General features: G+C 72.9%; 16 protein-coding genes, 2 rRNA genes and 1 pseudogene. 5 read left to right on the top strand and 14 right to left on the bottom strand.

Features of this window, described 5'->3' with window-relative positions; translation table 11 throughout:
- Positions 1-18 precede the first annotated feature (18 nt).
- Positions 19-1,668, bottom strand: a complete 1,650-nt coding sequence (locus KUM38_RS18190; protein WP_217130429.1) for a CTP synthase — start codon at positions 1,666-1,668, stop codon at positions 19-21.
- Between the two features lie 461 nt (positions 1,669-2,129).
- Between KUM38_RS18190 and KUM38_RS18195 the strand changes: the two genes are divergently transcribed.
- Positions 2,130-3,932 (top strand): glycoside hydrolase family 15 protein, encoded by a 1,803-nt coding sequence (locus tag KUM38_RS18195; RefSeq protein ID WP_217130430.1) that lies wholly within the window; start codon positions 2,130-2,132, stop codon positions 3,930-3,932.
- An 18-nt stretch (positions 3,933-3,950) separates the two neighbouring features.
- Here KUM38_RS18195 and KUM38_RS43600 read toward each other — a convergent pair.
- A pseudogene (locus tag KUM38_RS43600) lies at positions 3,951-4,923 on the bottom strand (TIGR03619 family F420-dependent LLM class oxidoreductase).
- A gap of 97 nt (positions 4,924-5,020) precedes the next feature.
- Here KUM38_RS43600 and KUM38_RS18210 point away from each other — a divergent pair.
- Positions 5,021-6,652: a PucR family transcriptional regulator gene (locus KUM38_RS18210; protein ID WP_217130432.1), complete on the top strand. Its 1,632-nt coding sequence runs from the start codon at positions 5,021-5,023 to the stop codon at positions 6,650-6,652.
- Between the two features lie 15 nt (positions 6,653-6,667).
- On the opposite strand, the gene KUM38_RS18215 is transcribed toward KUM38_RS18210, so the two are convergent.
- From KUM38_RS18215 to KUM38_RS18235, 5 genes are all read right to left on the bottom strand, one after another.
- Positions 6,668-7,789 (bottom strand): glycosyltransferase family 4 protein, encoded by a 1,122-nt coding sequence (locus tag KUM38_RS18215; RefSeq protein WP_217130433.1) that lies wholly within the window; start codon positions 7,787-7,789, stop codon positions 6,668-6,670.
- 195 nt (positions 7,790-7,984) lie between these two features.
- Positions 7,985-9,703, bottom strand: coding sequence for a DNA repair protein RecN (gene recN / locus KUM38_RS18220; protein WP_217130463.1), 1,719 nt, complete (start codon positions 9,701-9,703; stop codon positions 7,985-7,987).
- 195 nt (positions 9,704-9,898) lie between these two features.
- On the bottom strand, positions 9,899-10,804 hold the full coding sequence (locus KUM38_RS18225; RefSeq protein WP_073933519.1) for an NAD kinase: 906 nt from the start codon (positions 10,802-10,804) through the stop codon (positions 9,899-9,901).
- Positions 10,801-11,616, bottom strand: a complete 816-nt coding sequence (locus KUM38_RS18230; RefSeq protein WP_217130434.1) for a TlyA family RNA methyltransferase — start codon at positions 11,614-11,616, stop codon at positions 10,801-10,803. Before KUM38_RS18230 ends, KUM38_RS18225 begins: the two co-directional genes overlap by 4 nt.
- A 7-nt stretch (positions 11,617-11,623) precedes the next feature.
- Positions 11,624-11,911, bottom strand: a complete 288-nt coding sequence (locus KUM38_RS18235; RefSeq protein ID WP_217130435.1) for a hypothetical protein — start codon at positions 11,909-11,911, stop codon at positions 11,624-11,626.
- Between the two features lie 42 nt (positions 11,912-11,953).
- On the opposite strand from KUM38_RS18235, the gene KUM38_RS18240 reads away from it, so the two are divergent.
- The gene (locus tag KUM38_RS18240; RefSeq protein ID WP_217130436.1) at positions 11,954-12,301 is read left to right on the top strand and encodes a sterol-binding protein; all 348 of its coding nucleotides are present in this window, start codon (positions 11,954-11,956) and stop codon (positions 12,299-12,301) included.
- Here KUM38_RS18240 and KUM38_RS18245 read toward each other — a convergent pair.
- The 4 genes from KUM38_RS18245 to KUM38_RS18260 form a co-directional block, all read right to left on the bottom strand.
- On the bottom strand, positions 12,285-13,166 hold the full coding sequence (locus KUM38_RS18245; RefSeq protein ID WP_217130437.1) for an ABC transporter ATP-binding protein: 882 nt from the start codon (positions 13,164-13,166) through the stop codon (positions 12,285-12,287). The two genes, KUM38_RS18240 and KUM38_RS18245, sit on opposite strands and share 17 nt — an antisense overlap.
- Positions 13,163-14,200, bottom strand: a complete 1,038-nt coding sequence (locus tag KUM38_RS18250; RefSeq protein WP_217130438.1) for an iron chelate uptake ABC transporter family permease subunit — start codon at positions 14,198-14,200, stop codon at positions 13,163-13,165. Before KUM38_RS18250 ends, KUM38_RS18245 begins: the two co-directional genes overlap by 4 nt.
- Positions 14,197-15,240 carry an iron ABC transporter permease gene (locus tag KUM38_RS18255; RefSeq protein ID WP_217130439.1) on the bottom strand — a complete coding sequence of 348 codons (1,044 nt, stop codon included), beginning with the start codon at positions 15,238-15,240 and terminating at the stop codon, positions 14,197-14,199. The genes KUM38_RS18250 and KUM38_RS18255 overlap by 4 nt, the downstream gene beginning before the upstream one ends.
- A gap of 72 nt (positions 15,241-15,312) precedes the next feature.
- Complete coding sequence (locus KUM38_RS18260; RefSeq protein ID WP_217130440.1) at positions 15,313-16,341, bottom strand: HAD hydrolase-like protein; 1,029 nt, start codon at positions 16,339-16,341, stop codon at positions 15,313-15,315.
- Positions 16,342-16,413: 72 nt separating this feature from the next.
- Here KUM38_RS18260 and KUM38_RS18265 point away from each other — a divergent pair, with 72 nt between their 5' ends.
- Positions 16,414-17,703 (top strand): DUF1015 domain-containing protein, encoded by a 1,290-nt coding sequence (locus KUM38_RS18265; RefSeq protein WP_217130441.1) that lies wholly within the window; start codon positions 16,414-16,416, stop codon positions 17,701-17,703.
- Between the two features lie 58 nt (positions 17,704-17,761).
- Here KUM38_RS18265 and KUM38_RS18270 read toward each other — a convergent pair whose 3' ends face one another.
- Complete coding sequence (locus tag KUM38_RS18270) at positions 17,762-18,484, bottom strand: tetratricopeptide repeat protein (protein WP_217130464.1); 723 nt, start codon at positions 18,482-18,484, stop codon at positions 17,762-17,764.
- Between the two features lie 60 nt (positions 18,485-18,544).
- On the opposite strand from KUM38_RS18270, the gene KUM38_RS43605 reads away from it, so the two are divergent.
- Positions 18,545-19,435, top strand: coding sequence for a hypothetical protein (locus tag KUM38_RS43605; RefSeq protein ID WP_217130465.1), 891 nt, complete (start codon positions 18,545-18,547; stop codon positions 19,433-19,435).
- A gap of 86 nt (positions 19,436-19,521) precedes the next feature.
- On the opposite strand, the gene rrf is transcribed toward KUM38_RS43605, so the two are convergent.
- A 5S ribosomal RNA gene (rrf, locus tag KUM38_RS18280) occupies positions 19,522-19,638 on the bottom strand.
- Positions 19,639-19,742: 104 nt separating this feature from the next.
- Positions 19,743-19,818 (bottom strand): 23S ribosomal RNA (locus tag KUM38_RS18285); the annotation flags it as partial.

The raw sequence follows: 19,818 nt of genomic DNA on the forward strand, positions 1-19,818 counted from the left end.
AACCGTACAACCGGTGTGTTACTTCGAGATCTTCCGCTCGACCGAGGCCTTCACCAGGCCCGCGAAGAGCGGGTGCGGACGGGTCGGACGCGAGCGCAGCTCCGGGTGCGCCTGGGTCGCGACCAGGTACGGGTGGACCTCGCGCGGGTACTCGACGTACTCGACGAGCTTGCCGTCCGGGGAGGTGCCGGAGAAGACGATGCCCGCCTTCTTCTCCAGCTCCGCGCGGTAGGCGTTGTTCACCTCGTAGCGGTGCCGGTGGCGCTCCTCCACGTACTCCTTGCCGTCGTACACCTCGCGCACGATCGAGCCCTCGGCCAGCTTGGCCGGGTACATGCCGAGCCGCATGGTGCCGCCCATGTCGCCCTCACCGGCGACGATGTCCAGCTGCTCGGCCATGGTGGAGATCACCGGGTGGGCGGTGCCCGGGTCGAACTCGGTGGAGTTGGCGTCCGAGACGTCCGCGAGGCTGCGCGCGGCCTCGATCACGATGCACTGCAGGCCCAGGCACAGGCCCAGCAGCGGGATCCGGTTCTCGCGGGCGTACTTGATCGCGCCGACCTTGCCGAGCACACCGCGGTCGCCGAAGCCGCCCGGGATGCAGATGCCGTCGACGTCGCCGAGCTGCGCCTGGGCGCCGGCCGGGGTCTTGCAGTCGTCGGAGGTGACCCACTTGATCTTCACGCGGGCCTTGTTGGCGAAGCCGCCCGCACGCAGCGCCTCGGTGACCGAGAGGTAGGCGTCGGGCAGGTCGATGTACTTGCCGACCAGGGCGAGGGTGACCTCGTGGTCGGGGTTGTGGACGCGGTCGAGCAGGTCGTCCCAGGTCGTCCAGTCCACGTCCCGGAACGGCAGGTCCAGCTTGCGCACGACATAGGCGTCCAGGCCCTCGGAGTGCACGACCTTCGGGATGTCGTAGATCGAGCGGGCGTCGGGGCAGGCGACCACGGCGGCCTCGTCGACGTCGCACATCAGCGAGATCTTCCGCTTGATCGCGGTCGGCACCTCACGGTCGCAGCGCAGCACGATCGCGTCCGGCTGGATACCGATGTTGCGCAGGGCGGCGACCGAGTGCTGGGTCGGCTTCGTCTTCAGCTCACCCGAGGGACCGATGTACGGCAGGAGCGAGATGTGCACCACGAAGACGTTGTCCCGGCCCACCTCGTGCCGGACCTGGCGGACGGTCTCCAGGAACGGCAGCGACTCGATGTCGCCGACCGTGCCGCCGACCTCCGTGATCACCACGTCGACCTCGTCGGTCGCCATGCGGCGGATGCGGTGCTTGATCTCATTGGTGATGTGCGGGATGACCTGCACGGTGTCGCCCAGGTACTCGCCGCGCCGCTCCTTGGCGATCACCGTCGAGTAGATCTGGCCGGTGGTGACGTTGGCGGAGCCGTCCAGGTCGCGGTCGAGGAACCGCTCGTAGTGGCCGATGTCCAGGTCGGTCTCGGCGCCGTCGTTGGTGACGAACACCTCACCGTGCTGGAAGGGGTTCATCGTCCCCGGGTCGACGTTGAGGTACGGGTCCAGCTTCTGCATCACGACGCGCAGGCCCCGGGCCTTGAGCAGCATGCCCAGGCTGGAGGCGGTGAGCCCCTTGCCGAGCGAGGAGGCGACACCCCCGGTGACGAAGATGTGCTTGGTCGTCGAGGATTTGGGCGGCATGGCCAAGAGGGGGCTCCCGTGGTCGCGGTCTGTGGGTGCGGTTCCGGGGCTTTCTCGCCCACTGGTCCACGGGCTACCAGCGTATCAGCGCGGCGCGGGGATGGCGTCCGGCCACGCTCCGCGCACGCGCCGCCACAGGCGCGTACCGCACACGGGGCCCTCACCGCTTGCTCACTCGTTCGGCGGGGGCGGGTTGCCCGGAGCGACACACAGATCATCTACGTGCGTCGTATCCTGCTCGGACACTCGCTGCCGAGCCCGGCCGGCCGAACGGCACCACCCCCGCCCGTGACCTCCGGAACAACGCGAGCTCGTCAGTTCGTTGAGCAGGGATTGGCGCTTTGCGTTCACCGCCGAGCGACTGCTTTGCTTCACAGCTCAACGACGTATTCCCAGACCCCTTGACCGCATCAGCGACAACCCCCTTGCGGGGTGACGTGGCCGTTCGACTGGAGTTGCACGTGGCCGGGCGCATCGAAGACTACGCACTCATCGGAGACATGCAGACCGCTGCTCTGGTCTGCCGTGACGGCACGGTGGACTGGCTGTGCCTGCCCCGCTTCGACTCGCACGCCGTCTTCGCCGGCCTGTTGGGCACCGAGGAGCACGGCTTCTGGCGGCTGGGTCCCGCGCACGCCGACGACGCCGAGCCACCAAGGGCGACCCGGCGCGGCTACCGCGGCGACTCGCTGATCCTGGAGTCGGAGTGGGACACCCCGCGCGGCACGGTCCGGGTGACGGACTTCATGCCCCCGCGCGACGGCGCACCGCAGCTGATCCGGATCGTGGAGGGCGTCTCGGGCCGGGTGCCCATGCGCTCGGCACTGCGGATGCGGTTCTCCTACGGCAGGATCGTCCCGTGGGTGCACCGGCACGAGGGGCGCACGGTCGCCGTCGCGGGCCCGGACTCCGTGTGGTTCGACACCTCCGCGCAGACCTACGGCGAGTCGCTGACCACGTACGCGGACTTCACCGTCTCACCGGGCGAGCGGATCGCGTTCACCGTCTCCTGGGAGCCCTCGCACAAGCAGCCGCCGCCGCTGCCGGAGCCCGAGCAGTCGCTGGAGGCGACCGAGGAGTTCTGGCGCGAGTGGGTGGAGCACTGTACGTACCACGGTCCCTACCGCGAGGCCGTGATCCGCTCCCTGATCACGCTCAAGGCACTGACGTACGCCCCGACCGGCGGCATCGTGGCCGCGCCCACCACCTCCCTGCCGGAGGACATCGGCGGCGTCCGCAACTGGGACTACCGCTACACCTGGCTGCGCGACGCGGCGATCACCCTGTCCTCGCTGCTGCGCACCGGCTACCGCGAGGAGGCCCGCGCCTGGCGCGAGTGGCTGCTCCGCGCGGTGGCGGGCGACCCGGAGAACCTGCAGATCATGTACGGCATCGCCGGTGAGCGCGAGCTCGGCGAGGCGGAGCTGGACTGGCTGCCCGGCTACGAGGACTCCGCCCCGGTCCGGGTGGGCAACGGCGCCGCGCACCAGCTCCAGCTGGACGTGTACGGCGAGGTCACCGAGGCCCTGCACCTCGCCCACATGACGGGCCTGGCCCGCAACGACTACGCCTCACTGCTCCAGCTGAAGCTGATCCGCTACCTGGAGAAGCACTGGCAGGAGCCGGACGAGGGCATCTGGGAGGTGCGCGGCCCGCGCCGCCACTTCGTGCACTCCAAGGTGATGGCCTGGGTCGCCGTCGACCGCACCATCAAGCTGATCGAGTCCGGCGACGCCGACGGCCCGGTGGAGCAGTGGAAGCGGCTGCGCGACGACATCCACCGGGACGTGTGCGAGAAGGGCTACGACAAGGAGCGCAACACCTTCACCCAGTCCTACGGCTCCAAGGAGCTGGACGCCTCCCTGCTGCTGATCCCGCAGGTGGGCTTCCTGCCGCCGGACGACAAGCGGGTGATCGGCACCGTCGAGGCGATCCAGCGCGAGCTGTCCACGTCCGACGGGTTCATCCTGCGCTACCCGACGGAGGGCAAGGACGAGGGCGTCGACGGCCTGCCGGGCGACGAGGGCGCGTTCCTCGCCTGCTCGTTCTGGATGGCGGACGACCTGGCGATGATCGGCCGGGTGGACGAGGCACGGAAGCTCTTCGAGAAGCTGCTCGCCCTGCGCAACGACCTCGGCCTGCTGGCGGAGGAGTGGGACCCGCGCCTGAAGCGCCAGGTCGGCAACTTCCCGCAGGCCTTCAGCCACGTGCCGCTCATCGACACGGCCCTGCGGCTGACGGCCTCGGGGGCGTACGGGGGCTGAGGCCTCCCGGCGACGGCGTCAGGTGAGTCGCGGTACGACCTCGGCCGCGACCCACTCCATCGCCTCCTCGAGGTGCCCGGCCGCGACGGGCAGCCACAGGGTGCACACGGTGAGCCCCGCCTCGGCGAGCCGCCCCAGGTCGTCGGCGACGCCCGCCGCGGTGGGCGCCTCGCCGCCGAGCGGCCGTCCCGGCGGCGGGACCACCGCGGGAACACCGGGCGGGGTGAGGAACACCACCGAGGCGAGCGTCAGCCGGTCGGCGTCGTCCGTACCGGCGAGGTCCCGCAGGCGGCGCCGGACATCGGTGACCTCGGCGGCGTCGACGCCGGTGCCGTACCAGCCGTCGCCGTACCGCAGCACCCGGCGCAGGGCGGCGTCGCTGTGGCCGCCGACCCACACGGGCGGCCCTCCGGCGGTGACCGGGGGCACCCCCAGGTTCGCCGAGCGCAGCGTGGTGAACGGCCCGTCGAAGTCCGCGGGCCGCCGCGTCCACAGGGCCCTGGCCGCCGCGAGGTGGTCGTCGGTGCGCGCCACGCTCGCGGACGGGCACGCCCACCGCTGCGAACTCGTCCGGGTTCCAGCCGGTGCCGACCCCCAGCACCAGACGGCCCCCGGACACGACGTCCAAGGTGGCCGCCTGGTTGGCGAGCACCACCGCCGGGTAGTACGGCGCGACGAGCACGGACGTCACCAGCCGCAACCGCGTCGTGGCCCCCGCGACGGCCGCCAGCAGGACCAGCGGGTCGGTGTCGAGACCGAAACCGCTGTCCAGGACGCGGTTGCCGACCGCGACATGATCAAAACCCAGCTCCTCGGCGTGCCGTGCGGCGCGGAGCGCGCCTGCTCCGTCGTCGAGCGGCCAACGCGGCTGAAGGGAGATCCCGAGACGCGGCAGAGCCATGCGCTTGCCTTTCGACGACAGCCGGACCGCACCGGAGCGGCCCCTGGACCGCCCCGTCACCACACCCAACTCCCGTACGCCCCAAGTCATTCCGGCCGCCCGGCGCGGCGTGCCGGGCGGTGGGGGCCGACGGGCCGGCGGGGTTCGTGTGCGCCCGGGATCGCCCGCACGGGTAGCGTCCGGGGGTATGGACAGCGGATACGACACCCGGGGCGCCGGGATCACCGTGCGGCGGGCGCTGGAGCTGCCCGGGCTGCGCGGTGGGCTGCCGGAGGTCGTGGCGGGCGCCGACCGGCTGGGGCGCACGGTGCGCTGGGTGCACGCCGGTGAGGTGCCCCACATCGCCTCGCTGCTCAAGGGCGGCGAGCTGCTGCTGACCACCGGGTACGGGTTCGGCACCCGCCCGGCCGACCAGCGGGCGTTCGTGCGCACGCTGGCCGACCGGGGCATCGCGGCCCTCGTCGTCGAGCTCGGCCCGCGCTTCTCCCGGCTGCCCGCCGCCCTCGTCGACTCGGCCCGGGCGGCGGGGCTGCCGCTGGTCCAGCTGCACCGCGAGGTGCCGTTCGTGGCGGTCACCGAGGAGATCCACACCGAGATCGTCAACGGGCACTACGCGCTGCTGCAACGCGCGGAGGAGGTGCACCGCCGGTGCACCGGGGCGCTGCTGGGCGGCGGCGGGGTCCCCCGGGTGCTGGAGATCCTCGCCGGGTTCACCGGCAACCCGGTCTTCCTGGAGACGACCGACGGCCGGCTGCTGTACGCGGCCGGTGAGGGACCCGAGGGCGCGGACCCGCTCCAGGTGTGGGAGGGGCTGCGCGACCGGCACCAGGACGACCCGCCGGCCGGTTCGGCGCTCGTGGACGTGCCCGGCGGCGGCCCCGGCAGCGGCGGCGTACGGGCGCGTCTGGTGCTGCTTCCGGTGCGCAGCGCGCCGGAACCGGTGCACCGGATGGCCGCCGAGCGGGCGGCCGGCCTGCTCGCCGTGGTGCTGATGCAGGCACGTCAGGAGGAGGAGCTGGCGGCGCGGGGGCGCGGGGACTTCCTCACCGACCTCGCCGAGGGCCGCGTCGACGCGGCGGACGCGCCCGCGCAGGCGCGCGTACTGGGCTTCAGGCCGGGCTCCGGACCGCTGCTGCCGGTGGTGATGCGGCTCGGCGACGCGCTGTCCCCGCAGGGCGGCGGCTGGGCGGTGCTGGCCCGCGCGGTGGGCGAGGAACTGGCCTCGCTCGGGGTGCCCGTCCTGCTGGGCGTGCGGCCGGTGGAGGGGCGGGTGCCGCTGCTGCTGGGCCTGCGCGCGGAGGCCGAACGGCCGGCGGTCGCGGACCGGGTGGCGGCGGCGCTGCGGGCGGGCGTGGAGCGTGCGGGGATGCTGCGGCCCGGGGGCCGGCCGCCCGTCGTGGTGGTCGGGCCGGCCGGCGGCTGGGCGGCGGCCCCGACGGGCCTGCGGCACGCGGCGGAGACGGCGACGGCGGCGCAGGGACTGCCGGACCGCCCCTGGTACGACGCCCGGCGGCTGGACATCGACCTGCTGCTGTGGCGGCTGCGCGACCACCCGGACCTGGCGGACTTCGTGGACCGCGCGATCGGTCCGGTGCTGGACCACGACCGCCGTTCCAAGCCGCCCCTGCTGCCCACCCTGGAGAGCTATCTGGCGCACGCCGGACGCAAGGCGGAGACGGCCCGCGAACTCCACCTGAACCGGCAGACGCTCTACAACAGGCTCGCCCGCATCGGCGAGTTGCTGGCCACCGACCTCGACGACCCGCACACGGTCCTGGCGCTGGGCCTGGCCCTGCGCGCCCGGCGGCACGTGCCCTGACCGCGCCGGCCGGCCTCAGCTCAGGGGCCGGGGCTGGGTCAACTCGTCGTACACGCTCAGCACCTGGGCGACCGTCTCGTCCTCGGTCGGCCAGGTGGCGGCCTGCCGCACGCCCCGCTCCCGGAGCAGCTCCCGGCGGCCGGGATCGTCCAGCAGCCGTACGACGGCGTCCGCGAGCGCCCGCGCGTTGCCGTACGGGACGAGTTCGGCGGCGTCGCCGACGAGTTCGGGGATGCCGCCGACGGCGGTCGCGACGAGCGGCACGCGCGCGTGGAGGGCCTCCTGGGCGAGCGGTGAGCGCGACTCCCACCGGCTCGGCAGCAGCGCGATGTCGGCGGCGGCCAGCAGATCGGTGACGTCGTCGCGCCGGCCGATGAGCCGGACCGGCAGCTCCTCGTCCTCGATCCTGCGCTGGAGTTCACCGCGCAGCGGCCCCTCCCCGGCGAGCACCACCAGCGGTACGGGGTCGAGGCGCCGCCACGCGTGCGTGGCGTCCAGCAGGACGTCGTAGCCCCGGTGCCGGTCGAGGGAGCCGACGGCGATGAACAACGGGCGGCCGATGGCACCGAGTTCGGCCCGGGCCTTGGACCGCAGCCGGTCGGGGTCGTCCGGCACCGGGGAGGTGCGGCGACCGGGGAGGGACACGGCGGCCAGCCGGGCGTCGCGCGCGCCCGCGCGGCGCGCCCGGTCGACGAGGGCGGAGGTCGTCCCGAGCACCACGGCGGCCGCCTTGACGACCCGCCGCTCCAGTACGCGCAGGAAGTGGGCGCGCGGGCCGTCGGCGTGCGCCCGGTCGTGCCAGGTGACGACGAGCGGGGTACGCCGTCCGCTCAGGGCCAGCGCGGTACGGAAGGAGGCGTGCAGCCCGTGCGCGTGGACCAGGTCGGCGCCCGTGCAGGCGACCCGGAGGGCGGCCACCGACCCCGGGTCGCTGCTGCGCGGCACGTGCACGTGGTCGGCGCCGGCGCCGGTGAAGTCGTAGGTGTCATCCGCCTCGACGGGGGCGCACACCGTGACCCGCACGCCCCTCGCGACGAGCCCCGCGGCCAGCGAGCGCACATGGGCGCTGCTGGCGGCGTTGCCACCGCCCAGCACCTGCACGGTGCGCAGCGGTGAGTGACTGCTCGCGGGGGTCACGTGGCCGGGCTCCTGGTTCGGTTCGTGCGGTCCCGAAGAACCTACGCGAGGATCGGGCGAGTTCCTCGCCGTACTCCGTCAAGGATGCCAGGCCGTACGGCCGTTCCGGCGACGCCGACGTCCCGGGCCCGGGCCCGCACAGGACCACATATCACCCACACGAGTGAAAGAACCTCACTCGTCGCGGCCCCGCGGCTACCCGTCCGCCCTCGCCGTCGCCAGCAGTTCCTCCGCGTGGGCCCGGGCCGTCTCCGAGTCCTCCTGGCCGGCGAGCATGCGGGAGAGCTCCCGGATCCGCTCCTCGCCCTCGAGCACCTTCACACCGGACCGGGTGACCGAGCCGTCGCTGGTCTTCTCCACCAGCAGCTGCCGGTCGGCGAACGCGGCCACCTGCGGCAGGTGCGTGACGACCACGACCTGCGCCGTCTTCGCCAGCTTCGCCAGCCGCCGGCCGATCTCGACCGCCGCCTTGCCGCCGACACCGGCGTCGACCTCGTCGAAGAGGTACGTCGGCACCGGGTCCGTGCCCGCGAACACCACCTCCACGGCCAGCATCACGCGCGACAGCTCACCGCCCGACGCGCCCTTGGCGATGGGCCGGGGCGGCGCCCCGGGGTGCGGGGCGAGCAGCAGCTCCACCTCGTCCACGCCCGACGGCCCGTAGGCCACCGTGCGCCCGCCCACCTCGACGCCCTCCGGGTCCTCGGTCTGCCGGATGTCGAACGACACGCGCGCGTGCGGCATGGCGAGCGAGGCCAGCTCGGCGGTGACCGCCGACGCGAACCGCTGTGCCGCCTCCGTCCGCGCGTCCGTCAGCTCCTGCGCCAGGACGCCCAGTTCCGCGCGGAGCGCGTCGCGCTCGGCGGTCAGCTCCCCGATCCGCTCGTCGTCGCCGTCCAGTTCGGTCAGCCGCGCGGCACCCTGCTCGGCCCACGCCAGCACCGACGCGATGTCCTCGCCGTACTTCCGGGTCAGCCCGGTGAGCGCGGCCCGCCGCTCCTCGACGGCCGCCAGGCGCAGCGGATCGGCGTCCAGGTCGTCGGCGTACCCCGCCAGCTCCCCGGCCACATCGCGCAGCAGGATCCCGACCTCCCCGATCCGGTCGCAGAGCGCGGCCAGCGCCGGATCGTGCGCCCGTACGGCTTCCAGGGCCCGCTGGGCGCCCGCGACGAGCGTCCCGGCGTCCACGCCCTCGGGGTCCTCCGGATTGCCCGCGAGCGCGGCGTGCGCGAGTGCCGCGGCGGACGCCAGCGCCTCGGCGTGCCCGAGCCGCTCGGCCTCCTCCGCCAGCTCCACGTCCTCACCCGCACGGGGCTCCACGGCGGCGATCTCCTCGAGCCCGAAGCGCAGCAGGTCGGCCTCCTGGGCCCGCTCACGCGCGCGCGTGGTGATCTGTTCCAGCTCCGTGACCACGGCCCGCAGCCGCTTGTACGCCTCGGCGTACTTGCCGAGCGGCACGGCGACCGCGTACCCGGCGTACCGGTCGAGCGCCTGCCGCTGCCGGGACAGCTTCAGCAGCCCCTGCTGGTCGGTCTGCCCGTGCACGGCCACCAGCTCGTCGGCGAGCTCGGCCAGCACCCCCACGGGCACGCTCCGCCCGCCGAGGTGCGCCCGTGACCGCCCCTCGGCGGAAACGGTCCGGCTGACCAGCAGCGTCCCGTCGTCGAGCTCGGCCCCGGCCTCCTCGGCGCGCACGACGGCCGCGGCGCCCTCGGGCACGGTGATCCGTCCCTCGACGACCGCGTTCTTCGCGCCGATCCGCACCAGGGCCGCATCCGCCCGTCCACCCAGCAGCAGGCCCAGGCTGGTGACCACCATGGTCTTGCCCGCGCCCGTCTCACCGGTGACGGCGGTGAAGCCGGGCGACAGCTCGACAACAGCGTCGTCGATGACCCCGAGCGACCGTATCCGCATCTCCTCAAGCACGACACGACCTTACGAGGTCCGAGCCGGGGAGTGCGACCGCCCCGCCCTTGTCACCCGGGCGAGTGGAAGCGCCCCCTCAGGGGCGCGGGGCTGTATCGATGTGCGGCTCCGCCGCGTGGGCGCGAGCAACCCACACACAACCCGCACACGCCGACGCACCCGTTCCCCTACGGCGACACGGCACTAATGAGGTGCCCCACGCCACCCCGACACGGGCAGAGCGAATTTCGCGACCAACCGGTCGGTGAACGAGGCATGGTGCAACCGGGCCAACCGCACCGGCACAGCCCCCCGCCGCACCTCCACCCGCGCCCCGACCGGCAGCTCGACGGTCCGCCGCCCGTCACACCACAGCACCCCCGGAGGGACGTGCGGCAGCATTTCCACCGCCAGCACCGAGTCCGGCGAGGTCACCAGCGGCTTGGCGAACAGCGCGTGCGCCGAGATCGGCACCATCAGCAGCGCCTCGACCTCCGGCCACACCACGGGCCCGCCCGCGGAGAACGCGTACGCCGTGGAACCCGTCGGCGTGGCGCACACGATCCCGTCGCAGCCGAACCCGGTGACCGGCCGCCCGTCGATCTCCAGGACGACCTCCAGCATCCGCTCGGCGGACACCTTCTGCACGGCCGCCTCGTTCAGCGCCCAGTCCGTGTGCACGATGTCGCCGTTGCGGTGCACCACGACGTCGACGGTCATCCGCTCCTCGACCTCGTACGCCCTGCTCACCACCCGGTCGACCACTTTGTCCAGGTCGTCCCGCTCGGCCTCGGCGAGGAAGCCGACCCGTCCGAGGTTGACGCCCAGCATGGGCACCCCGGAGGCGCGGGCGAACTCGGCGCCGCGCAGCAGCGTGCCGTCACCGCCCAGCACGATCAGCAGCTCGCAGTCGTCCAGGCACTGCGGGGTGGCCTCCTTGACGGTCTCCACGTCGTCCGGCAGCGGCAGGTCGCGGGCCTCGTCCTCCAGGACCCGCACCCCGAGGCCGGAGCGCAGCAGGCCCTTGACCACGAGCTCGGCGCTGCGGATGGCCGCGGGCCGCCCGGTGTGGGCCAGCAGGAAAACAGTACGAGCTCGGTTCTGTGTCAACGCGGCCCCTCCGCCACAGCACGGTCAACGTCGGCCGGGTCCAGTTCCGGAGCCCCGGCCCGCAGCCACAGGAAGTATTCGACATTCCCGGAGGGTCCGGGCAGCGGACTCGCCGTCACGCCCTTCGCTCCGAGCCCCAGCTCCCAGGCCCTGGCGGCCACCCCGCGCACGGCCTCGGCGCGCAGCTGCGGGCTGCGGACGACCCCGCCGCTGCCCAGCCGCTCCTTGCCCACCTCGAACTGCGGCTTCACCATCATCACCAGGTCGGCGTCCGGCTTCACGCACCGCTTCAGGGCGGGCAGCACCAGTCCGAGCGGGATGAAGGACAGATCCCCCACGACAAGATCCACAGGCTCCCCATCGATGACCTCGAGCGTCAACTCCCGTACGTTCGTACGGTCCTTGACGGTGACGCGTTCATCGTTGCGCAGAGTCCAGGCGAGTTGTCCGTATCCGACGTCCACGGCGACCACGTGCGCGGCCCCGGCCCGCAGCAGGACGTCGGTGAAGCCACCGGTGGAGGCGCCGGCGTCGAGCGCCCGCCGCCCCTCGACGACCAGCCCCCGCGGCACGAAGGCGTCCAGGGCGCCGGCCAGCTTGTGGCCGCCGCGCGAGACGTAGTCCGGGTCGCCCGCGTCCTCGACGACGACGATCGCGGCGGCGGTCTCCACCTGCGTGGCGGGCTTGGTGGCGACCGTCCTGCCGACGCTGACCCGCCCGGCGGCGATCAGCTGGCTGGCGTGCTCACGCGAGCGCGCGAGCTTACGGCGGACCAGCTCCGCGTCGAGACGGCGGCGTGCGACTCCTGCCACGTTCGGTTCAGCTCCTGTGTTCGTGAGGCCGTGGGGGCCCCGGAGGTCCCGGGCGGGCGTCGAGCGCGGTGAGCGCGTCGCGCAGCCCCCGGTGTACATCCTCGTACACCTCGACATGGCCGTCCGTGGTGAGGTGGTCGGCGTCGGCCAGCCGCTCCACATGGGCGTCCACCTCGGGGTGGCCGGTGGGGGTGCGCGGCACGTTCAGGGGCGCGGGGGCGGCGGGCCCGTCCTCGGGCGGCGGCTGCACGATGCCCGGGTCCGTGCCCTCCGCCTCCGGCACTGCGTCGTTCATGCCCCGACGCTACCGCGAACGGCTGCGGTACCGTCGTCCGCGATGGCCACGATCGAGGAGTGCCGCGCCGCACTCGACAAGCTTTCGGACAACATGCGGGGCGCCGAGGGGGACGTCCGCGCGGCCGCGGCGATGGACCGCTCGGTCAGCTGCCACATCACCGACCTGGACGTGACCTTCGCCGGCCGGCTCACCGGCGGCCGGATCGAGGTGCGCGACACGTTTCCCGGCCCGCCGCGCGAGAGGGCGCAGATACGGCTCGCGATGACGGGCGACGACCTGCTGGCCCTGGTCGACGGCGAACTGCACTTCGCCAGAGCCTGGGGTTCGGGCCGGGTACGCCTTGAGGCGGGGCTGCGCGACCTGTTCCGCCTCAGGAGGCTTCTGTAGCGCCCACCTTCTCGGCCGTCCCCTTCGCCCGTGCCGTGCGGGCCGCCGGCACCACCAGCGGGGTACCCGTCTCGGGATCGTCGATGACCTGGCAGCGCAGCCCGAAGACCTCCTCGACCAGCCCGGCGGTGACGATGTCCTTCGGGGCGCCCTGGGCGATGACCTTCCCCCCGCGCAGGGCGATGAGGTGGGTGGCGTACCGGGCCGCGTGGTTGAGGTCGTGCAGCACGGCGACGAGGGTGCGCCCCTGCTCCTCGTGCAGGTCCGCGCAGAGGTCGAGTACGTCGATCTGGTGCTGGATGTCGAGGAACGTGGTCGGTTCGTCGAGGAGCAGCAGCGGGGTCTGCTGGGCCAGCGCCATGGCGATCCACACACGCTGCCGCTGACCGCCGGAGAGCTCGTCGACGTAGCGTTCCGCCAGCTCGGCGACGCCGGTGCGGGCCATCGACTCCTGGACGACGCGCTCGTCCTCGGCGGACCACTGGCGCAGCAGGCCCTGGTGCGGGTACCGGCCGCGGCCCACCAGGTCGCCGACGGTGATGCCGTCGGGCGCGATGGACGACTGGGGCAGCAGGCCGAGGGTGCGGGCCACCTTCTTGGCCGGCATCGACTGGATGACCTGCCCGTCGAGCAGGACGCGCCCCTCGCTCGGCTTGAGCATCCGCGACAGCGCCCGCAGCAGCGTCGACTTGCCGCACGCGTTGGGGCCGACGATCACGGTGAAGGAGTTGTCCGGTATCTCCACCGACAGCTGTTCGGCGATGACCCGCTGGTCGTAGGCCAGGGTGACGTTCTCGGCGGACAGTCGGTTCACGGTGCTCCTTCGGTGGTTCGTCCCGCTGCCGGCGGTGCCGCCGACGCTCATATCCGGCCCGCCTTGCGCTCGGTGACCAGCAGCCACAGCAGATAGACACCGCCGAGCACACCGGTGACCACGCCCACGGGCAGCTGCTCGGCGCCGAACGCCCGCTGCGACACCCAGTCGGCGGTGACCAGGAGGGCGGCGCCCATGCACAGCGACGCGGCCAGGTTGGGGCCGGGCGAACGGGTCAGCCGCCGGGCCAGCTGGGGCGCGGTGAGCGCGACGAAGCTGACCGGTCCGGCGGCGGCGGTCGCGGACGCGGTGAGCAGCACGGCCGACAGCATCAGCAGCAGCCGTACGCGCTCCACGCGCACGCCGAGGGCGTACGACACGTCGTCGCCCATCTCCATCATCCGCAGGCCGCGCGAGTTGGCCAGAACCAGCGGTACGAGGACGGCGCACAGGGCGAGCAGCGGCCAGACCTGGTCCCAGTCCCGGCCGTCGAGGGATCCGGTCATCCACACGACCGCGCGGGCCGCGTCGACGATGTCGGACTTGGTGAGCAGATAGCCGTTGACCGCCGTGACGATCGCCGAGACGCCGATGCCGACCAGGACCAGACGGTATCCGTGCACGCCCCGCTTCCAGGCGAGCACGTAGATGGCGAAACCGGTCACCAGTCCGCCGGCGAGCGCGCCGAGGGCGACCTGGTTGGCGGTCCCGGAGAACAGCACGATCACCGTGAGGGCGCCGGCCGTCGCCCCCTGGCCGAGGCCGAGCACGTCCGGGCTGCCCAGCGGGTTGCGGGAGACGGACTGGAACAGCGCGCCGCCGAGCCCGAGGGAGGCGCCGACGAGCAGCCCGACCAGGACCCGGGGCAGTCGCAGTTCGTTGACGATGAACTCCTGGCCGGCGTTCCCCTCGCCGACGAGTGTCCTGAGCACATCGGCGGCGGGGATCGGGAAGTCGCCGGTGCCGATCAGCACGACACTCGCGGCGAGCGCCGCGAGCAGCAGCAGGACGACGACGGTGAGGGCGCGCACGTCCAGCCGGACCGAGAGGCCGCCGGGAGTCCGCACCGCGCGGTTGGTCTTCACAGCTGGGCCGTCCTCCGCCGTCGTACGAGAAAGATGAAGACCGGGCCGCCGAGGATCGCGGTGACGATGCCGACCTGGAGTTCGGCGGGCCGGGCCACGATCCGGCCGAGCACATCGGCGCCGAGCAGCAGCACGGGCGACAGGATCGCGGCGTACGGCAGGATCCAGCGCAGGTCGGGTCCGGTGAAGGAGCGCACGATGTGCGGCACCATCAGACCGACGAAGACGATCGGCCCGCAGGCGGCGGTCGCGGCCCCGCACAGCACGGTCGCGGCGAGCATGGACAGCGCGCGGGTGCGGTTGAGGTTGGCGCCGAGCGCCTTGGCGGTGTCGTCGCCCATGGCCATCGCGTTGAGCGGCCGGGCGAGCGCCAGCGCCAGGAGGGAGCCGGCGAGCAGGAACGGCAGCACCTGGGTGACGGTCGAGTCGGTCCCCGAGGCCAGCGAACCCACCGTCCAGAAACGCATCCTGCCGAGCGCCGCGTCGTCGAGGATCATGACGGCCTGGAGATAGCCGTACAGCGCCGCGCTGATGGCGGTACCGGCGAGCACCAGCCGCACCGGCGTCGCGCCCCGGCTGCCGCCGAGGAACCACACCAGCGCGCCGACGGCGGCCGCGCCGAAGAAGGCGAACCACACGTATCCGGACAGCGAGGTGACGCCGAAGAAGGTGATGGCGGTGACGACGGCGGCGGACGCGCCCGCGTTGAGGCCGAGCAGTCCGGGATCGGCCAGCGGGTTGCGGGTGAGCGCCTGCAGGACCGATCCCGCCAGGCCGAGCGCGGCTCCCGCGAGCACTCCGAGGACGGTTCGTGACAGCCTGTCGGCCACGACGACGTCGCCGTAGGTGCCCGAGTCCTCGAACAGGCCGTGCCAGACCTGCTCCAGGGACAGCTCCTTCGCCCCGACCGCGATGCTCACCAGCGCGACGAGCACCAGGATCACGACGGAGACGAGCAGCCCGAGGACGCGTATCGCCCGGCGGTTCGGGGGCGCGGGGGCGGTCTCCGCGCGCTGTTCGGGGGGACTCTCGACCAACACGCGGTTAGGTTAGCCTACCCTCCCCGCCGATCACGATTCCCGGGTGACGGGAGGCACGGGAGACGGGAGGCCTCACAGTCCCAGCCGTGCCAGCGCCTTCCCGCCGTCCAGCTCGCACACGCCGTCCCCGGCCGCCGTCCACGCCGCCGCGCACAGCGCACGCAACCCGTCCAGCGCGCCGCCGTCGCCCTCCAGCTCCAGCGCCCCGGCCCCGGCCGTCGCCGTCCAGCCACCGCACCGGAACCCCTCGCCCGTCCCGACGACCTCCGGCTGTCCGGTGAGCATCCCGCGCAGATCGGCGTCGACATACGTCGGCCGGTGCTGCGGCGGCGCGGCGAGCAGCCGCGCGCCGTCCGTCACACCGGTCAGCACCAGCAGCGAGTCGACCTCGCCATTGAACGCGCCCTCGATGTCCGTGTCCAGCCGGTCCCCCACCACCAACGGCCGCTCGGCGCCCGTCCGCAGGATCGTCTCCCGGTGCATCGGCGGCAGCGGCTTGCCCGCGACCTGCGGCTCGGCGCCCGTGGCGATCCGTACGACCTCCACCGCCGCGCCGTTGCCCGGGGCGATGCCCCGGCCGCTGGGAATCGTCAGGTCGGTGTTGGACGCGAACCACGGCAGCCCGCGCGCCACGGCGTACGACGCCTCGGCGAACCTCCCCCACGGCAGCTCGGGCCCGCCGTACCCCTGGACGACCGCCACCGGGTCGTCGTCCGCCGACTCCACCGGCACGAGCCCCCGCTCCCGCAGCGCCACCCGCAGCCCCTCGCCGCCGATCACCAGCACCCGGGCGCCCTGCGGCACCTGCTCACCGACCAGCCGCGCGACCGCCTGCGCGGAGGTGATGACGTCGCCGGCCTCCGCCGGTATCCCGAGCTCGGTCAGATGAGCGGCCACCACGTCCGGGGTGCGCAGGGCGTTGTTGGTCACGTACGCGAGACGCATACCGCCCTCGCGGGCCGTGGCCAGCGACTCGACCGCGTGGACGATCGCGCTCCCGCCCGCGTACACCACACCGTCGAGGTCGAGCAGCGCCGTGTCGTACGCCTCGCTCAGGGCCTGCCCACTGCCCTCGGGCCTCGTCCTGACGCTCCGGCTCATTCGCATCGCTCCTCGTTCGACGGCTTTCCCCCGCATCATCCCCCATGCCACCGACACCCGTACGATGCCGGGATGAACACTGCAGGTCACTCGACGGCAAAGGCGCCCCGGGGCCTGGAACTCACCCCGTTCCGAGGCCTTCGTTACGACCCGGACCGGGTCGGCAGCCTGGCCGCCGTGACATCCCCGCCGTACGACGTCGTCGTCCGCCCCGACGGCCTGCACCACCTCCAGTCCGCCGACCCGCACAACATCGTCCGGCTGATCCTGCCCGAGGCCGGCACGCCCGAGGCACGCAACGCCCAGGCCGCCGACACGCTGCGCCGCTGGCGCGCTGAGGGGATCCTGACCGCCGACCCGGAACCGGGCCTGTACGTCTACGAGCAGCGCGACGGCGACGGCATGGTGCAGCGCGGCATCATCGGCGCGCTGCGCGTCTCCGACCCCGAGGAGCGGCTCGTCCTGCCGCACGAGGACGTCATGCCGCACATCGTCGCCGACCGTGCGGACCTGATGCGGGCCACCTCCGCCAACCTCGAACCGCTGCTGCTCACCTACCGGGGCGACGGCTCTGCCGGTGCCACGGCCGACGTGATCGAGCGCACGGCGGAACGGCCGCCCCTCCTGGCGACCACCACGGAGGACGGTTTCCACCACCGCCTGTGGTCCGTCACCGACCCCGCCGACCTGACCGCCATTCAGCGCGAACTCGCCGGTCACCAGGCCCTCATCGCCGACGGCCACCACCGCTGGGCGACCTACCGGCGCCTGCGCGCGGAGCGCTCCTCCCCCGGCCCCTGGGACCACGGGCTGGTCCTCCTCGTCGACACGGCCCGCTACCCCCTGCGCGTCCGCGCCATCCACCGCCTGCTGCACGACCTGCCGGTCGCGGACGCCGTGACCGCACTCGACGGCCTGTTCCGCGTCCGCCGCCTCGACGCACCGCTCGCCGAGGCCGTGAACGTCCTCGCCGAGGCCGCCTCGGCGGGCAACGCCTTCCTCCTCGCCGGGGACGGCGCCTTCCATCTCGTGGACCGCCCGGACCCGGACCTGCTGGCCCGCACGATCCCGATGGACCGCCCGGCGGCCTGGCGCACCCTCGACGCGACGATTTTGCACGCCACGCTCCTGGACCACGTCTGGCGTGTCCCCGACTCCCCCGCCCACATCGCCTACATCCACGACACGGCGGCCACGGTCGAGAAGGCGGAACGCGACGGCGGAACGGCCGTCCTGATGCACCCGGTGCACGAGGACGTCGTCCGCGACCTCGCCCGCCAGGGCGTCACGATGCCGCGCAAGTCGACGTCGTTCGGCCCGAAGCCCGCGTCGGGCCTGGTCCTGCGCGCGCTCGACCTGTGACGAAGGGGCGGGCCTCCGTGGAGACCCGCCCCTTCATGCCTGCCCTGCGCCTCGGACGTCAGTCCTTGTCGTCCTCGTGCGCGGTGTCGTCGGCCTCGTCCTCGCCGAGGGCGTCCACGAATTCCACGCCGTCCAGCTCGGCCAGCCGGTCGGAGGCGTCCGTGCTGCCGTCCCGGTCGGCCTCCACGGCCTTGGCGAACCACTCCCGTGCCTCGCCGCTCCGGCCGGCGGCGTGCAGCGCGTCGGCGTAGGCGTAGCGCAGCCGCGCGGTCCACGGCTGGACCGAGTTGGACGCGAGCTCGGAGCTCTGCAGCGTCACGATCGCCGCGTCCAGCTGGCCCATGTCACGCCGGGCGCCGGCCGCGACGAGCCGCATCTCGACCTGCCCTGCCTTGTCCAGCTTCTGCACCTCGGGGGCCCCGGCCATGTCCAGCGCCTTCTCCGGCCGGCCGAGTCCACGCTCGCAGTCGGCCATGAGGGGCCACAGCTCCACGGTCCCGGTCATCCGCCGCGCGGCCCGGAACTCGGCGAGCGCCTCGGCGTACTTCTGGTTCGCGTACGCGGCGAACCCGGCGGCCTCCCGTACGGCGGCGACACGCGACGCCAGCCGCAGGGCCACCCTGGAGTAGCCGTACGCGCCCTCGGGGTCCTCGTCGATCAGCCGGGCCACCATCACCAGGTTCTTGGCGACGTCCTCCGCGAGCGTCTTGGGCAGGCTCTGCAGCTCCTGCCGTACGTCCTTGTCGATCTCCTCGCCCGTGACGTCCTCGGGGATCGGCAGCCGCTTGATCGGCTCCCGGTCCCGGTCGCGGTCCCGGTCCTCACGGAACCGCCCGCCACCGTGCCGGTCGTCCCGCCCCCGGAACCCACCGGGCCGCCCACCACGGTCGTCACGCCGAGGCCCACGCCCGCGGTCGTCGCGGCCACGGAAGCCACCACGCTCGCCGCCACGGCTGTCCTCGCGACGGAAACCACCACGCTCGCCGTCTCGTCGGTCGTCTCGCCGGTCGTCGCGGCGGCCGTAACCCCGGTCGTCATCCCGACGGAAGCCACCACGCTCACCGCCGCGGTCGTCGCGACGGAAACCACCGCGCTCACCGCCACGGCTGTCGTCACGACGGAAGCCACCACGCTCGCCACCGCGAGTGTCGTCACGGTGGAAACCACCGCGCTCACCACCGCGGTTGTCATCGCGGCGGAAGTCGCCCCGGCCCCCGCCACGGCTGTCGTCACGACGATCGTCGCGGCCACGGAAACCACCGCGCTCACCGCCACGGCTGTCCTCGCGACGGAAGCCACCACGCTCGCCGTCTCGTCGGTCGTCTCGTCGGTCGTCTCGCCGGTCGTCGCGGCGGTCGTCGCGGCGGCCGTAACCCCGGTCGTCATCCCGACGGAAACCACCACGCTCACCACCGCGGCTGTCGTCACGACGGTCGTCCCGTCCGCGGTAACCACCGCGCTCGCCACCGCGGTTGTCGTCACGACGGTCGTCCCGTCCGCGGTAACCACCGCGCTCGCCACCGCGGTTGTCGTCCCGTCCGCGGAAACCGCCACGCTCCGGCCGGCCACCGGAACGGTCGTCCCGCCGGAAGCCACGGTCGCGGTCATTGCCTCGACCAGGGCCGCCGCCGCGCTGGCCACCACGGTCGGAGCGCTCAGGACGGTCACCACTGTCCCGTCGCCGCTGGTCGCGTTCCGGACGGTCGTCGGAAGAGTTGGTGGACATCGGTGACTCCTGTCTTCGGTACTGCAAGCATAAATAAAAAAGGACCCCCGGCCCCAGCTGAACGCTGGTGACCAGGGGTCCTTCCAAAGATTGTTCGGCGGCGTCCTACTCTCCCACAGGGTCCCCCCTGCAGTACCATCGGCGCTGTAAGGCTTAGCTTCCGGGTTCGGAATGTAACCGGGCGTTTCCCCTACGCTATGACCACCGAAACCCTAATGGTTTCGAGCGAACAAGCACACTCTTCTATTGTCTGTTCTGCTCAAAGCCGACAACGGTCGTTGTCTCAGAACTAACACAGTGGACGCGAGCAACTGAGGACAAGCCCTCGGCCTATTAGTACCGGTCAACTCCACACGTTACCGTGCTTCCATATCCGGCCTATCAACCCA

This window comes from Streptomyces sp. AC558_RSS880 (genome assembly GCF_019049255.1).
In the GTDB taxonomy this organism is placed as follows: domain Bacteria; phylum Actinomycetota; class Actinomycetes; order Streptomycetales; family Streptomycetaceae; genus Streptomyces.

Bases quoted from the DNA above. Each gene is read 5' to 3' on its own strand.
- KUM38_RS18190 (WP_217130429.1), bottom strand. From the start codon at position 1,668: ATGCCGCCCAAATCCTCGACGACCAAGCACATCTTCGTCACCGGGGGT.
- KUM38_RS18210 (WP_217130432.1), top strand. From the start codon at position 5,021: ATGGACAGCGGATACGACACCCGGGGCGCCGGGATCACCGTGCGGCGG.
- recN (WP_217130463.1), bottom strand. From the start codon at position 9,703: ATGCGGATACGGTCGCTCGGGGTCATCGACGACGCTGTTGTCGAGCTG.
- KUM38_RS18235 (WP_217130435.1), bottom strand. From the start codon at position 11,911: ATGAACGACGCAGTGCCGGAGGCGGAGGGCACGGACCCGGGCATCGTG.
- KUM38_RS18240 (WP_217130436.1), top strand. From the start codon at position 11,954: ATGGCCACGATCGAGGAGTGCCGCGCCGCACTCGACAAGCTTTCGGAC.
- KUM38_RS18245 (WP_217130437.1), bottom strand. From the start codon at position 13,166: ATGAGCGTCGGCGGCACCGCCGGCAGCGGGACGAACCACCGAAGGAGC.
- KUM38_RS18260 (WP_217130440.1), bottom strand. From the start codon at position 16,341: ATGAGCCGGAGCGTCAGGACGAGGCCCGAGGGCAGTGGGCAGGCCCTG.
- KUM38_RS18265 (WP_217130441.1), top strand. From the start codon at position 16,414: ATGAACACTGCAGGTCACTCGACGGCAAAGGCGCCCCGGGGCCTGGAA.